Source organism: Allobosea sp. GW821-FHT09G06, from assembly GCF_059416005.1.
This window is the reverse complement of record NZ_JBWKOI010000004.1, coordinates 355,608-370,068: the sequence shown is the minus strand read 5'-3', so window position 1 is coordinate 370,068 and position 14,461 is coordinate 355,608. Positions and strand designations below refer to the sequence as shown.

Genomic DNA, 14,461 nt, shown 5'->3' with positions numbered 1-14,461 from the left:
CTAGCGCATTGCGCACCGCAGCGCCCTGTCAGGAACCGCTTATAGACACCTCATCCATGGATCGAAACCGCTGCGCCGGCGCAGTTCGCGTTCCTGTCACATCCCTGTCGTCGGCATGGGCAAGAGCGGGGCGGAACAGAGCCGTTCAGCCCACGTTAACCATCGGTGCCGAGGATGATGAATACGGTCAGGCCTATGCGGATTTCCGCAATGCGCTATGATCGGCCTAAAGGGGAGAAGGCCGTGGCGTCGCGTCAGTCTGTGCCGGTTGCGGGTATCGCGGGCTTGCAGCGTGCTGCACGCCTCGCCGGCGAATCCTTCGGTCATGAGGATGTCATCGGCAGGCCGCTTTCGGCCGCTGACCCGCACGCCTCGCGCTGGCTCTGGTGGCTGGCTGCGGTCGCGGCATCGGCCGGGCTCGCGGTTCTGCACTTCTCCTGAAAGCCGCCCTCGCATAGCGCGGAAATATCAACCTTTTTGCCCTAGGCCTGTGGCCGGAGGGTAATGAAATGCGCCGCGTCGTTATCAGGATTTCCGCATCGGCCGATAGTGGCGCGCCGCGGCTTGCCGCGTCCGGCACGCTCTGAGCGAAAAATCGCGCCGGTGGGCCAGATCGCCGCTCTCGGAGCTTATGTCTACCAGGCCGTGCTGGCGCTGGGGCTGCTGCTGCTCGTCTCCCGCATCCTGCCGGCGCAGGACTTCACGCATTACTCGCTCTTCATCACGATCAGCCAGTTCGGCAGCATCGCCGCCTTCGAATGGCTGCGCTTCTCTTGCAGTCGGTTCTACCCGGGCACGGACGAGGCGGCGCAGCGCTCGGTGATCCTGTATTCCTTCATGGTCTGCGCTGCGCTCTGCTTGCTGGCCGGTGGCGGCGTTTTCGCGTTCGGCGCGGCTTCGATCGGCATCGCCGTCGGCGGGGCGCTGGTCGCCGTATTCCAGGGCGGCAGCGAATTGCACCTGACCATGCTGCGTTTCCGGCAGGATTTCCGGCTGTTCTCCGTCCTCCAGGCCGCTCGCGCTTCGTTCCTGGCTGTCGGAACAATCTGCGGAACGCTCCTCGCCCCCACGCTGGCCGGCACCGTATCAGGCATGCTGGTCGCTTATCTCGCGTATGCCGTGCTGGCGCGCCTTCTGGCCGGCTCGCTCGCCAACGGATTGCAGCGGCCGCAACGCCACTTGCTCGTGAAGCACCTGACCTATGGCGGCGTCTCGGCCGGGGCATCCGTCGCCGGAATCCTGGCACCGCTCGGGCTCAAGGCTTTCCTGACCGCCATGATCGGTGCGCAGGGGGCAGCCGGCGCCTTGCTGGCGCTCGATCTGTTGCAGCGTCCGTTCGTCATGGTGGTCTCGGCGCTTCAGGCCATCCGCTATCCGGAGATCGTCGCCAGTTTTGACCGCGAGCCGGGTGCGCCGGCATTCCGCGAGCGGCTCGGCGACTATTACGCCCAGCTGGCGAGCTGTTCGCTTGTCACAGCCGCTGCGCTCCTGTGCCTGCTGGCGCCTGCCGCAGCCTGGCTGGTCAAGGCGGAACTGCGCGAAACCTTCCTGCTCGCGAGCCCGGCCGTGACGATCCTCGCGCTGCTGCGGGCCTGGGTGCAGACCTTGCTGCCGACCCCGGCGCATCTGCATCAACGCCTGCGACCGATCATCGGGCTCGCGGCTGCCGATGCCATCCTGCTCAATCTTGGTGCCTTCATTGGCTGGCACCTGTCCGGCGGCGTGCTGATCGGATTGCTCGTCGGCGGTGTGGCCGGAGCGGTCGCTGCGGCGATCGTAGGCATGCCCCTGTTCCTGTCGATGCCATTCCGCTGGCATCGGCTTGCGCCTGTGAGCGCCTTGGCCGCACTTGCCGTCGCCGCGCTCGCTAATGGCAGCGCCCCCCAGACATCCTTGCTGGTCTCGCTGGCGGTCTTCCTGCTTTGCATCCCGCCGGCCGTCGCGACCGTCGGCTCGTTGCTCCAGCGCCGTGGCGTTTCGCCGGAGGCTTCATGAAGATCGTCGTCGGCATCGCGACCGCGGGGCGTCGCGATGTCCTGTCGGAAACACTCGCCCATCTGAACGAGCAGAGCCGCCTGCCGGACGCCATCATCCTCTGCCCGGCAGAGCCGGCCGATTTCGACGAATCTGCCGCCTTAGGCCTTTGCGCGCCTGTCCGTCGCGTCGAGGGGCGTCGCGGCAGTTGCGGCCAGCGCAATGCTGTCCTGGCCGCAGCCGGGGATGCCGATCTCGTCGTCTTCCTCGACGACGATTACATGCTGGCGCGTGATTTCCTGGCCGAAGCGGAGAGGCTTTTCGATGGAAGGCCGGAGATCGTCGCGGCCACCGGTGCGGTACTCGCCGACGGCATCCACGGCCCCGGTATCAGCCCGGACGAGGCGCGCGGCATCCTGGCCGCCGACAAGGGCGAGCCGGAAGCGGTCTGGCCGGTCTACAATGCCTATGGCTGCAACATGCTCGTACGAATGGCGGCGGTTCGGGCCACGGCGGCCAGCTTCGACGAAAACCTGCCGCTCTATGGCTGGCAGGAGGATGTCGATTTCTGTCGTCAATTGGCGGGGCAGGGCGAGATTGTCCACAGCACGGCACTGCGCGGCGTCCATCTCGGCAGCAAGCGCGGACGCACATCGGGCCTGCGCTTCGGCTACTCCCAGATCGCCAACCCGATCTATCTCTGGCGCAAGGGCAACATGACGCCCCATAAGGCGCTGCGCCTGATGGCCGGCAACGTCGCGGCCAATCTCATCGGCAGCCTGCGCGAGCAGCCCTATGTCGACCGCCGTGGCCGCCTGAAGGGCAATGGCATCGCGCTGGTCGATCTGATGCGGGCGCGGCTGAATCCGCAGCGCATCCTGTCGTTCAAATAGGAGCCGTCAGCGCCGCGGCGCGGCCATCTCAGACAGGGTCGCGAGAAGCGTCTCGGCGCTCTTGTCCCAGGAGAAGCGAGCGAGATTGGCCCGGCCTTTCTCGGCGAGCCCTAGTGCATCGCCAGCAGCATCCATGACCCGCTGCATCGCCTCTTCGAGGCTGGCACGGTCGCGCGGATCGAAGTACAGCGCCGCCTCGCCGCAGGCTTCGCGCACGGCCGGGATGTCCGCGGCAAGCACCGGGCAGCCCTGCGTCATCGCCTCCAGCGGCGGAATGCCGAAGCCTTCATAGAGGCTTGGGAAGACGAAGGCGCGCGCATGACGTTCGAGCGCGACGATCTCCGCATCCGTCAGCCGCCCGGTGAAGATCAGGTTCTCGGCGCTGGCGGGAGTGTCCGCCTTGAACACGCCGCTCTTGTCGAGCGCGCCGGCGATGACGAGCTTCCAGCCGCGATCGCCGAGCGCATCGAAAGCCCGGATGGCGAAGTCGACATTCTTGTTGGGCTTCAGGGTGCCCAACATGAAGAAGAAATTCGTGCCTACCAGCCCCAGTCGCTGCAGCACGGTTTCATCCGGCGCCACCCCGGAGAAGTGATCGGTGGCGTTGTAGAGCACTGGGACGGTCTCCGGCGCGACTCCAAAGACCGTGCCGAGCTCACCGCGGGAGAAATTGGAGACGGTTGCGATGCGGGCCGTGCGCGTCAGCCCGAAGCCGAGGAGCTTGTGCGTGGCCCGATAGGAGGCGCTGAAGGCTTCCGGGTGTCGGAAGATGGTGACGTCGTGGATCACGACGAGCTGCCGGCGATGCAGCAGCGGCCCGCTGCCGCCGAAGCCGACGAGGGTATCCCCTGCCGCACGGACCGCGAGCGAGGTCTGCTCCCAGAGATGGCCGGAGAACGGTCCGAAGCGCTCCAGGGCGATATGCTGGAACTCCAGCGTTTCGGGGATGTCTTGAGGGGCGAGGACACGCCAGCGGGCATCCTTCAGCGCCTCGGGAACCGCGCCCGCGCCGATCTGCCGATCGAGCGCCTTCGTCATCTCGAGGGCGAAGCGCTGCACGCCGGTCAGCGGCTGGCCGAGAAAACGGCCGTTGATCGAGATCGTCTGCAAATCCGGGGCACCGCTATTCGGCAATTGTCGCCAGAACCTGCCGGATCACGCGTGAAGGTCCAGTTACCTTCGGCCGGATGCGGTGCCGGAAAGGGCACCGGTGCTGAGTGTTTCGCGCCCTACGCGCATGAAAAAGCCGGGACGTTTCCGCCCCGGCCTGATGTTTCCGAGAATGCCGGTGGCTGCCTGCGCAGGCGGCCGGCAATCGCTCAGTAGGAGTAGTACATCGCGAACTCGACCGGGTGCGGCGTCATCTCGAAACGCGCCACGTCCTGCATCTTGAGCTCAATATAGCTGTCGATGAAGTCGTCGTTGAAGACGCCGCCGGCCTTGAGATAGGCGTTGTCCTTCTTGAGCGCTTCCAGCGCCTCGCGCAGCGAGCCGCAGACCGTCGGGATCTTCTTCAGCTCGCGCGGCGGCAGGTCGTAGAGATCCTTGTCCATGGCCGGGCCCGGATCGATCTTATTCACGATGCCGTCGAGGCCGGCCATCAGCATGGCCGCGAAGGCGAGATAGGGGTTCGCCATCGGATCGGGGAAGCGGACCTCGACGCGCTTGGCCTTCGGCGAGGTCGTCCACGGAATACGGCAGGAGGCCGAGCGGTTGCGCGCCGAATAGGCGAGCAGCACCGGAGCCTCATAGCCCGGGACGAGGCGCTTGTAGGAGTTGGTCGAGGGGTTGGTGAAGGCGTTCAGCGACTTGGCATGCTTGATGATGCCGCCGATGTACCAGAGGCACTCCTGCGACAGGTCGGCATACTTGTTGCCGGCGAAGACCGGCTTGCCGTTCTTCCAGATCGACTGGTGGACATGCATGCCCGAGCCGTTGTCGCCATAGATCGGCTTCGGCATGAAGGTCGCGGTCTTGCCGTAGCTCTGGGCCACGTTGTGGATCGCGTACTTGTAGATCTGCATCAGGTCGGCGGTGTGCACGAGCGTGTCGAACTTCATGCCGAGCTCGTGCTGGGCCGACGCGACCTCGTGGTGGTGCTTCTCGACGACCACGCCCATCGACTGCATCGCGGCCAGCATCTCGCCGCGCATGTCCTGCGCCGAATCCTGCGGCGGGACGGGGAAGTAGCCGCCCTTGGTGGCGATGCGGTGGCCGAGATTGCCGCCCTCGTAATCCGAGTAGCCGTTGGTCGGCAGTTCGACGTTATCCAGCTTGAAGCCGGTGTGGTACGGGTCGGCGGCGATCTTGACGTCGTCGAAGACGAAGAACTCGGCCTCGGGGCCGACATAGACGGTGTCGCCGATACCGGTCGACTTCAGATAGGCCTCGGCCTTCTTGGCAATGCCGCGCGGATCGCGGCCATAGGGCTCGCCGGTGCCGGGCTCGAGCACGTCGCAGTTGATGACCATCGTCGCGGCCGAGAAGAACGGATCCATCGTCGCGGTCGTCGGATCCGGCATCAGCAGCATGTCGGACTCGTTGATGGCCTTCCAGCCGGCAATCGAGGAGCCGTCGAACATCGTGCCCTCGGCGAAGATGTCCTCGTCGACCATGCCGACATCGAAGGTCACGTGCTGCCACTTGCCGCGCGGGTCGGTGAAGCGGAAGTCGACATACTTGACGTCGTTGTCCTTGATCGCCTTCAGGACATCCTTGGCGCTTTTCATTTCAGCATTCCTCTTGCCAGCAGTTATTCAATTTCACGCTGCCGCGACCGGCTCCAATCCGGCCAGCGGCTCGTTGTCCAATGATCGGGGAGACGACCTCAGATCGCGTCCGCGCCGGTCTCGCCGGTACGGATGCGGATCACCCCCTCGATAGTCGATACAAAAATCTTGCCATCTCCGATGCGGCCGGTCTGGGCGGCCTTCATGATGGCCTCGATGGCACGATCCAGCATCTCGTCGGCGAGCACGATCTCGATCTTCACCTTCGGCAGGAAGTCGACGACATATTCGGCGCCGCGATAGAGCTCGGTATGGCCCTTCTGGCGACCGAAGCCCTTGGCTTCCAGCACCGTGATGCCCTGCAGCCCGACCTCCTGGAGCGCCTCCTTCACCTCGTCCAGCTTGAAGGGCTTGATGATCGCTTCGATCTTCTTCATGCGCCGACCGGCCTCCTTTGCATCTCGGGCTCCGGCTTGGACCGGAACGTGGCTGGCAGCGCCATTCTGGAGGGGAACAGGCCCCGCTCCGTCCGGCGAATGCAACCTTGCCTCTGCTCATAGCATTGGCGCCGACGCCCCGCCATGCGGCACCGCCCGCGAACGCGCCTCGTGGAAAGGCAGTAAACAGCACAAAAATTGAGCATCTGCATATCTGTTGATCATAAGCGGCATTCCGCCGCAACTTGCGAGATGGCCGGGCCCGCCGGAAGATGCGGCATGGACGATACCGGCGCCAATATCAGGGACAAGGCAGAGCTTGCCTTGCTGACCACGCAGCAAATGGCGGCGGCCGATCGCATCGCGATCGCGCAGGGCACGCCCGGCATCGAGCTGATGGAACGCGCAGGCCGGGCAGTGGCCGATGCCGTCCTCGACCGGGCAGGGGCGGGAAGCGTCGTGACGCTCGTATGTGGCCCGGGAAACAATGGCGGTGACGGCTTCGTCGCGGCGCGCCTCCTGCGCGAGCGCGACCTGACGGTTCGCGTGGTGCTGCCGGGCGGTGCAGACGGATTTGCCGGCGATGCGGCCATCGCGCTGGGGCGCTGGGCAGGCCCGCTCGAGCCGTTGAGCGCGCTCCATGATCTGCGAAGCGACATCATGGTCGATGCGATGTTCGGGGCCGGGCTGAAGCGCCCGCTCTCGGGCGCCTTCGCCGAGGCGGCGAAGATCCTCAACGAGGCCGCTTGCCCCGTCATCGCGGTCGATATCCCCAGCGGCGTATCGGGCGATACCGGCCTTGCGGAGGGCGCGGCGGTCAGAGCAGACGAAACCGTCACCTTCTTTCGGTTGAAGCCCGGCCATCTGCTCCAGCCGGGCAGGGCGCTTTGCAGCCGCGTGCGGCTCGCCGATATCGGCATCCCCGCCGACGCAGCCCTAAGCGCGATCGGCCCAACGGCCTTCCGCAACGATCCCGCGCTCTGGCGGCATGTCCTGCCCCTGCATCACGCGGATACGCACAAATTCCGGCGCGGCGCAGTCGCTGTGCTCGCGGGCGGCGTGTCGGGCGTCGGCGCGCCGCGGCTGGGCGCGCATGCCGCACTACGCATCGGCGCCGGTCTCGCAACGATCCTCTGCGATCCGGAGGCCTTGCCCATGCATGCTGCGCGAGGGCCGGATGCCTTGATGCAGCGAGCCGTGGGCGATCGCCAGACCCTGGAAGCCTTCCTTGCCGATCGCCGGATTGCCGCCGTTCTGGCCGGCCCGGCGCTAGGGCTCGACCTCCGCGCCGAGGCTTTGATCGGGGCTGTGGTCGATTGCGACCGCCCGGCCGTCTTCGACGCCGATGCGCTGACCTGGCTCGCCGGCCTTCCCGATGGTGGCGCGAGCCATCTCCAGAATCGCGCGAAGAGCGCAGCAACGGTGCTGACCCCGCATGAAGGCGAATTCCAGCGCCTGTTCGGCAAGGACTCCGCCATCGCCGGAGAGCCCTCGAAGCTGGAGCGCGCGCGAAGAGCTGCCGCGGCTTGCGGCGCCGTGATTGTCTACAAGGGCGCCGATACCGTCATCGCCGTGCCGGATGGGCAGGCCGCAATCAATGCCACGGGATCTGCGGCTCTGGCGACGGCCGGATCGGGCGACGTGCTGGGCGGGCTGATTACCGGCCTCCTAGCGCAAGGCATGCCCGCATTCGAGGCAAGCTGCGCCGCCGTCTGGCTGCACGGGCTTGCTGGCGAAAGGCTCGGCATGGGCCTGATCGCGGACGATCTGCCCGAGGCGATCCCGCCGTTGCTATGGGATCTCATTGCCGCCTGAGCCGGCTCACAAAAAGGCCCGCCCCGTTTTCACGAGGCGGGCCTGCTCGCTTACATCAGGGCGTTGCTGCCCATGACGGATCAGGTGCCGGAATAGGTCACGCTCGGCGCGGACTTCAACTGGTCCTTGGTCAGCGTGATCTTGCCGTGGTCCGGATACATCGCCGGCGCCTTGGGAGCCGCCGCAGCCGGCGGGGACGCCATGCCGCCACCCGCGCTGCCGGCACTGCCCGCGCTACCGGACGAAGCGGGCGCCGGGGCCGGAGCCGGCGGCGCGATCGGCTGGTCGCTCCAGGTCACCTGGTCGAACGGGATCGCGACATCCTTGGAACCGATGCCGAGGAAGCCGCCGACGCCGATCGTCACCATCTCGACCTTGCCGGTCTTGTCGACGATCACTTCGGTGACATCACCGACCTTCTTGTCGTCGGGACCGTAGACATCGACGCCGATCAGCTTGCTGGTGCGCCACTTGCCCTGGCCGGCGAGATTGGTTTCAGCCGGCGCGCTGGCGCTCGACTGTGTCGCTGCAGGCGCAGCCGGAGCGGACGAGGGCGGGGTCGGGGCGCTGGTCTGGGCCATGGCCGCAGTCGCGAGCATCGCGACGCCGACGGTGGACAGCATGAAACGATGATTCTTGATCATGTCTTCCTCCAGAGTGTTTCCGCGGTGAAGCGGGTTGATTGGACAACAAACGAGAGGCGATTTGGTTCAGGCCAACGATGAATGATTTTCACGATTTGAAGAGATGCTTGTTGGAAAGGGCCATGACTTGCCGTTGACCTGACGGCGCCGCGCAACGACCAGAATGCATCGGCATATTTGCTTGCTAGCCGAAGCTGTGATCGAATACTGCATTCGTGGAAACGCCGCAGGCGCGACACTGTTCCAACCGCTGGGAAAGAGGTGTGCCGATGCCGACAACCCCGATCGCGCTGACCCTCGATGAGCGCACGCTGGCCGCGCTGGACCGGCACATCGCGCTTCATCGACAAGGGCGCTCACGCGCCGACATCATCGCCGAAATCCTGGCCACCTGGGCTGCCAGCCCCGAGCACGCCGCCGCGCCGGATGAAGGACTGCGCCCGGAAGAGCTCAACGCAAGCAATGATTCCTGAGACGGAGAGCGGGCCGACCGTCAGTCGTCGGCGTCGTCGCGCCGCAATTCGAAAGCGAGCATGGCCTCGGCAAGGGCGTGTAGCTCGCGTTCCTTCTCCGCGCCGTCCGGCATCGCATTCAGCTCTTCGACCCGTTGCTGCGCGCGGTCGTAGTCTTCCTCGGTATGGATCACGATGGGCAGCTTCACGGCACTGATCTCCTGAGCAACCAAGCGCTGTGCGAACGCACGATTGCGCTCTCCTGTGACAATCGGGCGGCTGGCAGCAACGATCCCAACGCCGCCTGGCGCGGTGAGTTCCAGAACACTGCCCCGATATCGGGAGGCGCAGGCATTTTCACAACGCTCTTCGCCGCCTGGCTTAAGTCCGAGGCGGCGCAGCGATGGCGGCGCTTAAGCCTTCGGCAAGGCGAAGCCGCCATCATGGACGCTTTCCGGCACGGTACAAGGCGCCGAAGGGGCGGGTGGATGCGTGGCTTTCTGATTCCAGCCTGCCTGGCGGCAGCAATGATCGCCGTCGCGAGCGAGCCGGCACCCGCGTTCTGGCAGCGCTCGCAGGTCTCGGCCTGCTCGGATGCCACGACCGATGCGGAGCGCCAGCGCCTGCGCTGCTGGGAACTCAATGCCTATGCCGATCCGGGTTGGCCCGCGCTCGGGGCAGGCGGTGGGGCCTATCTCATGCCTGCGCCGTCAGCCCGGCACGGGAGAGGTTACAAGGGCGGCGGCGTAACCCGGCGGCTCGGTTGAAAAATGTGAGGAAGAGAGAGAGGCGCAGCCAATCTGCGCGGAACGAGTTGACCGGCGCCGCTCGGCTCCGTATGTCAGCGGCCCGGTGAGGGCGGGTAGCTCAGTGGTAGAGCACGTGACTTTTAATCATGTGGTCGTGGGTTCGATCCCCACCCCGCTCACCATCGCAGGCCGCTGGTCCGCCGCGATGTCCCGCCTGCTTTCTTAAGCCGCATTAACCTGCCGGAAACCAAACCGCCCTAGCGTTTCGGCATGGTTATTCGCCGCGGCCTTCGCTCGATCTTCGTGACATTGGCTCTCTACCTCGTGTCGGGAGCGGCGGTGGCCTATTTCATGTTCCACGCCCAGCATGGCGCGCGCGGCCTTGAGGCGCGCGGCGCGATCCGGGAATCGCTGCGCGACATGGAAGGCGAGCTCGCCACCCTCACGGCCGAGCGCAAGTCCTGGGAACAGAAGCTCGCCCTGGTGCGCAGCGAAGCGGTCGATCGGGATCTCCTTGAAGAAAATGCCCGCGAAATCCTCGGCCGGACCCATAAGAACGACATCGTCATCATGGGACGCTGAGCAGGCGCAGCCGGCACCTTCCAGGCGGCGAACCGCAATCCGCCTCATCGCTTCGGCCTCGTGGTTCTTCGACAGAAGAGTTCCATCTTTCGATCCAGGGGTTCCAGAAGCTGCGACCCTTAGTTCCGGACGTATCGATTAACTCGATTCCGGTTAATGTTGCCGATCCTTTGTTTTTCAAAGGGTTGGATCATGCTGCATTGCGAGATAGCGTCCTCGCCAAGGTTTTTTTGATCCTCTACAACAATAGTCGGATGACCTTGGAGGACCGCCTATGGCTGTTGCTGCGCGTAAGTCGAAAGCTCCCGCTCAACCCAAAGCCGCTGCGAAGCCGGCGAAGGCCCGTTCGGGCAAGGACGGTGCCAAGGCCGAAGGAGCCCTCAGCAACACCCCGACCTTCACCAAGGACGAAGATCTCCACGCCTATCGCGAGATGCTGCTGATCCGGCGTTTCGAGGAGAAGGCCGGCCAGATGTACGGCATGGGCCTGATCGGCGGCTTCTGCCATCTCTATATCGGCCAGGAAGCGGTCGTCATCGGCATGCAGATGGCCTCCAAGGATGGCGACCAGGTCATCACCGGCTATCGCGACCACGGCCATATGCTGGCCTGCGGCATGGAATCGCGCGGCGTGATGGCGGAATTGACCGGCCGGCGCGGCGGCTATTCGCGCGGCAAGGGCGGCTCGATGCACATGTTCAGCCGCGAGAAGAACTTCTACGGCGGCCACGGCATCGTCGGCGCGCAGGTTTCGCTCGGAACGGGCCTCGCCTTCGCCGACTGGTATCGCGACGACAAGACGGTCTCGATGACCTATTTCGGCGATGGCGCGGCCAACCAGGGCCAGGTCTACGAGAGCTTCAACATGGCCCAGCTCTGGAAGCTGCCGGTCGTGTTCGTCATCGAGAACAACCGTTACGCCATGGGCACGGCTGTCAGCCGCGCTTCCGCTCAGACCGATTTCTCCCGCCGCGGCGTCTCGTTCGGCATCCCGGGCGAGCAGGTCGATGGCATGGATGTCCGTGCCGTGCGCGAGGCCGCGGCCCGCGCCATCGAGCATGCACGCTCCGGCAAGGGTCCCTACATCCTGGAGATGCAGACCTATCGCTATCGCGGGCATTCGATGTCCGACCCCGCGAAGTACCGCTCCAAGGACGAGGTCCAGCGCATGCGCGAGGAGCACGATCCGATCGAGCAGGTTCGCGCCCGTCTGGTTCGCGATTTCAAGATCGGCGAGGACGAGCTCAAGGCGATCGACGCCAAGGTGCGCGAGATCGTCAACGACGCCGCCGAGTTCGCGACCCACGATCCCGAGCCGAATCCGTCGGAACTCTACACCGACATCCTGCTGGAAGCCCCGCGGAGCTGATTGCTCCGCGCCTGCCGGCCTTCATCCTTTTCCCCGCGTCTTAGAATCCGGGTGCGTTCATGCCGATCGACATTCTCATGCCTGCGCTTTCTCCCACCATGGAGGAAGGAAAACTGGCCAAGTGGCTGAAGAAAGAGGGCGATCAGGTCAAGGCCGGCGACATCATCGCCGAGATCGAGACCGACAAGGCGACCATGGAGGTCGAGGCGGTCGACGAGGGCGTGCTTGCCAAGATCCTCGTCGCCGACGGCACCGAGAACGTGGCCGTGAACACGCCGATCGGCGTGATCGCCGCCGAGGGAGAGGATGTTGCGGCCGCGGCCAGCGGCGGTGGCAAGGCTGCTGCTCCGGAAGCCAAGGCCGAGCCGGCGCCTGCCGCCGCGAAGGCCGAGGAAGCTCCGGCAGCCGCCCCGGCAACCAGCGTTCCCGCCCAGGCCAAGGCCTATGATTCCTCCTCGGAATTCCCGGCCGGCGCCGAGCTCGTCAGCACCACGGTCCGCGAAGCCCTGCGCGACGCGATGGCCGAGGAAATGCGCCGCGACAAGGACGTCTTCGTGATGGGCGAGGAGGTCGCCGAGTACCAGGGCGCCTACAAGGTCACTCAAGGGTTGCTGCAGGAATTCGGGGCCAAGCGCGTCATCGACACCCCGATCACGGAGCACGGCTTCGCCGGCATCGGCGTCGGCGCGGCGCTCTCCGGCCTGAAGCCGATCGTCGAGTTCATGACCTTCAATTTCGCCATGCAGGCGATCGACCACATCATCAACTCCGCCGCCAAGACGCTCTACATGTCCGGCGGCCAGATGGGCGCGCCGATCGTGTTCCGTGGTCCCAACGGCGCGGCCGCCCGCGTCGGCGCCCAGCACAGCCATGACTATGCGGCGTGGTACTCGAACGTGCCTGGCCTCAAGGTGGTGATGCCCTATAGCGCTTCCGACGCGAAGGGCCTGCTCAAGAGCGCGATCCGCGATCCGAACCCGGTGATCTTCCTCGAGAACGAGATCATGTACGGCAAGTCCTTCGACGTGCCGAAGGGCGACGACTTCCTGATCCCGATCGGCAAGGCGAAGGTGGTGCGTCCGGGCAAGGACGTGACGATCGTCTCCTTCGGCATCGGCATGACCTATGCGCTCGGCGCCGCCGAGGCGCTGGCCAAGGAGGGCATCGAGGCCGAGGTCATCGACCTCCGGACGATCCGCCCGATGGATATCGAGACCGTCATCGCCTCGGTGCAGAAGACCAATCGCTGCGTCGCGGTCGAGGAAGGCTTCCCGCAGTCAGGCGTCACCGCCGAGATCGGCATGAAGATCATGGAGGCGGCCTTCGATTATCTCGATGCGCCCGTCGCCCGCGTCACCGGCAAGGACGTGCCGATGCCCTACGCGGCCAACCTCGAGAAGCTCGCGCTTCCCAACATCGGCGAGGTCGTCGCGGCGGCCAAGGCCGTCTGCTATCGCTGAGAGGGGGCTGACCGATGCCGACGAACATCCTGATGCCCGCTCTCTCTCCGACGATGGAGAAGGGCAATCTCGCCAAGTGGCTGAAGAAGGAAGGCGACACGATCAAGTCCGGCGACATCATCGCCGAGATCGAGACCGACAAGGCCACGATGGAGGTCGAGGCGGTCGACGAGGGCGTGCTCGCCAAGATCGTGGTGCCGGAAGGCACAGCCGATGTCGCGGTCAACGAGATCATCGGCGTGATCGCCGGCGAGGGTGAGGACGCCAAGAGCGTCTCCGCTCCGGCCGCCGGCGGCGCTGCGCCCGCCAAGGCCGAGGCGCCCAAGAGCGACGCGCCGAAGGCTGAGGCTCCGGCCGCTGCCGCCGCGGCTTCTGCCCCGGCGGCTCCGGCTCCTGCCGGCGGCAGCCGCGCCTTCGCCTCGCCGCTCGCTCGCCGCATCGCCAAGGATGCCGGGCTCGACCTCAATGCGATCAAGGGCTCCGGCCCGCATGGCCGCATCGTCGAGAAGGATGTCGAGGCCGCCAAGGCCGGCGGTGGTGCCAAGGCTGCGCCAGTTGCGGCTGCCGCCGGGGCTCCGGCCGCCAAGCCTGCGGCTGCGCCGCTCGCGAGCGGTCCCTCCGACGAACAGGTCAAGAAGCTGTTCGCGCCGGGCTCCTATGAAGAGGTCCCGCATGACGGCATGCGCAAGACGATCGCGCGCCGCCTGACCGAAGCCAAGCAGACGGTCCCGCATTTCTACGTCACCGTGGATTGCGAGCTCGACGCGCTCTTGAAGCTGCGCGGAGAGCTCAATGCTGCGGCACCGGAGAAGGACGGCAAGCCGGCCTACAAGCTCTCGGTCAACGACATGGTGATCAAGGCGCTGGCGCTGGCGCTCAGGGCCGTGCCGGACGCCAACGTGTCCTGGACCGACAACACCATGCTCAAGCACAAGCATGCCGATGTCGGCGTCGCCGTGTCGATCCCGGGCGGCCTGATCACGCCGATCATCCGCGATGCCTGCCACAAGACGCTCTCGCAAATCTCCAACGAGATGAAGGACATGGCGGCGCGCGCCAAGGCCCGCAAGCTGAAGCCCGAGGAGTATCAGGGCGGCACGACGGCGGTCTCCAATCTCGGCATGTTCGGGGTCAAGGACTTCGCGGCGATCGTCAACCCACCGCATGCGACGATCCTCGCGGTCGGCGCCGGCGAGCAACGCGTCATCGTCAAGGGCGGCCAGCCGGCTGTCGCGACGGTGATGTCGGTGACGCTCTCGACCGATCACCGCGCCGTTGACGGCGCGCTCGGCGCCGAGCTTTTGGCGGCGTTCAAGGGCTATATCGAAAAGCCCATGGCGATGCTGGTCTGAGCGGC

The 14,461-nt window shown here is 65.6% G+C and carries 15 protein-coding genes and 1 tRNA gene; 11 read left to right on the top strand and 5 right to left on the bottom strand.

The window, feature by feature from the left end:
• Nucleotides 1–174 precede the first annotated feature (174 nt).
• From AC07NY_RS21005 to AC07NY_RS20995, 3 genes are all read left to right on the top strand, one after another.
• Nucleotides 175–441: a hypothetical protein gene (locus AC07NY_RS21005; RefSeq protein ID WP_494585413.1), complete on the top strand. Its 267-nt coding sequence runs from the start codon at nucleotides 175–177 to the stop codon at nucleotides 439–441.
• 162 nt (nucleotides 442–603) lie between these two features.
• Nucleotides 604–1,995 carry a hypothetical protein gene (locus AC07NY_RS21000; RefSeq protein WP_494585412.1) on the top strand — a complete coding sequence of 464 codons (1,392 nt, stop codon included), beginning with the start codon at nucleotides 604–606 and terminating at the stop codon, nucleotides 1,993–1,995.
• Nucleotides 1,992–2,867: a glycosyltransferase family 2 protein gene (locus tag AC07NY_RS20995; protein ID WP_494585411.1), complete on the top strand. Its 876-nt coding sequence runs from the start codon at nucleotides 1,992–1,994 to the stop codon at nucleotides 2,865–2,867. The genes AC07NY_RS21000 and AC07NY_RS20995 overlap by 4 nt, the downstream gene beginning before the upstream one ends.
• 6 nt (nucleotides 2,868–2,873) lie before the next feature.
• Here AC07NY_RS20995 and AC07NY_RS20990 read toward each other — a convergent pair whose 3' ends face one another.
• From AC07NY_RS20990 to AC07NY_RS20980, 3 genes are all read right to left on the bottom strand, one after another.
• A complete protein-coding gene (locus AC07NY_RS20990; RefSeq protein WP_494585410.1) occupies nucleotides 2,874–3,977 on the bottom strand; it encodes a glycosyltransferase family 4 protein in 1,104 nt (367 codons plus the stop codon).
• A gap of 209 nt (nucleotides 3,978–4,186) precedes the next feature.
• Entirely contained in the window at nucleotides 4,187–5,596 is a 1,410-nt protein-coding gene (gene glnA / locus AC07NY_RS20985; RefSeq protein ID WP_492286219.1) for a type I glutamate--ammonia ligase, read from the bottom strand.
• Between the two features lie 98 nt (nucleotides 5,597–5,694).
• Entirely contained in the window at nucleotides 5,695–6,033 is a 339-nt protein-coding gene (locus tag AC07NY_RS20980) for a P-II family nitrogen regulator (protein ID WP_257734831.1), read from the bottom strand.
• Nucleotides 6,034–6,312: 279 nt separating this feature from the next.
• On the opposite strand from AC07NY_RS20980, the gene AC07NY_RS20975 reads away from it, so the two are divergent.
• Nucleotides 6,313–7,848: an NAD(P)H-hydrate dehydratase gene (locus AC07NY_RS20975; RefSeq protein WP_494585409.1), complete on the top strand. Its 1,536-nt coding sequence runs from the start codon at nucleotides 6,313–6,315 to the stop codon at nucleotides 7,846–7,848.
• Nucleotides 7,849–7,928: 80 nt separating this feature from the next.
• Here AC07NY_RS20975 and AC07NY_RS20970 read toward each other — a convergent pair whose 3' ends face one another.
• Complete coding sequence (locus AC07NY_RS20970; RefSeq protein WP_494585408.1) at nucleotides 7,929–8,492, bottom strand: PRC-barrel domain-containing protein; 564 nt, start codon at nucleotides 8,490–8,492, stop codon at nucleotides 7,929–7,931.
• A gap of 269 nt (nucleotides 8,493–8,761) precedes the next feature.
• Here AC07NY_RS20970 and AC07NY_RS20965 point away from each other — a divergent pair, with 269 nt between their 5' ends.
• Nucleotides 8,762–8,965 carry a hypothetical protein gene (locus tag AC07NY_RS20965; RefSeq protein ID WP_494585407.1) on the top strand — a complete coding sequence of 68 codons (204 nt, stop codon included), beginning with the start codon at nucleotides 8,762–8,764 and terminating at the stop codon, nucleotides 8,963–8,965.
• 20 nt (nucleotides 8,966–8,985) lie between these two features.
• On the opposite strand, the gene AC07NY_RS20960 is transcribed toward AC07NY_RS20965, so the two are convergent.
• Nucleotides 8,986–9,153 carry a hypothetical protein gene (locus tag AC07NY_RS20960; RefSeq protein WP_156407096.1) on the bottom strand — a complete coding sequence of 56 codons (168 nt, stop codon included), beginning with the start codon at nucleotides 9,151–9,153 and terminating at the stop codon, nucleotides 8,986–8,988.
• A gap of 279 nt (nucleotides 9,154–9,432) precedes the next feature.
• Here AC07NY_RS20960 and AC07NY_RS20955 point away from each other — a divergent pair, with 279 nt between their 5' ends.
• The 6 genes from AC07NY_RS20955 (at nucleotide 9,433) to AC07NY_RS20930 (ending at nucleotide 14,456) form a co-directional block, all read left to right on the top strand.
• Nucleotides 9,433–9,711, top strand: a complete 279-nt coding sequence (locus tag AC07NY_RS20955) for a hypothetical protein (protein ID WP_494585406.1) — start codon at nucleotides 9,433–9,435, stop codon at nucleotides 9,709–9,711.
• 89 nt (nucleotides 9,712–9,800) lie between these two features.
• A tRNA-Lys gene (locus AC07NY_RS20950) sits at nucleotides 9,801–9,875 on the top strand.
• Nucleotides 9,876–10,044: 169 nt separating this feature from the next.
• Entirely contained in the window at nucleotides 10,045–10,275 is a 231-nt protein-coding gene (locus tag AC07NY_RS20945; protein WP_494585405.1) for an FtsB family cell division protein, read from the top strand.
• Nucleotides 10,276–10,549: 274 nt separating this feature from the next.
• Nucleotides 10,550–11,644 (top strand): pyruvate dehydrogenase (acetyl-transferring) E1 component subunit alpha, encoded by a 1,095-nt coding sequence (pdhA, locus tag AC07NY_RS20940; protein ID WP_494585404.1) that lies wholly within the window; start codon nucleotides 10,550–10,552, stop codon nucleotides 11,642–11,644.
• Nucleotides 11,645–11,703: 59 nt separating this feature from the next.
• Nucleotides 11,704–13,104 carry a pyruvate dehydrogenase complex E1 component subunit beta gene (locus AC07NY_RS20935; protein WP_494585403.1) on the top strand — a complete coding sequence of 467 codons (1,401 nt, stop codon included), beginning with the start codon at nucleotides 11,704–11,706 and terminating at the stop codon, nucleotides 13,102–13,104.
• Nucleotides 13,105–13,118: 14 nt separating this feature from the next.
• Complete coding sequence (locus AC07NY_RS20930) at nucleotides 13,119–14,456, top strand: pyruvate dehydrogenase complex dihydrolipoamide acetyltransferase (RefSeq protein ID WP_494585402.1); 1,338 nt, start codon at nucleotides 13,119–13,121, stop codon at nucleotides 14,454–14,456.
• Nucleotides 14,457–14,461: the final 5 nt, after the last annotated feature.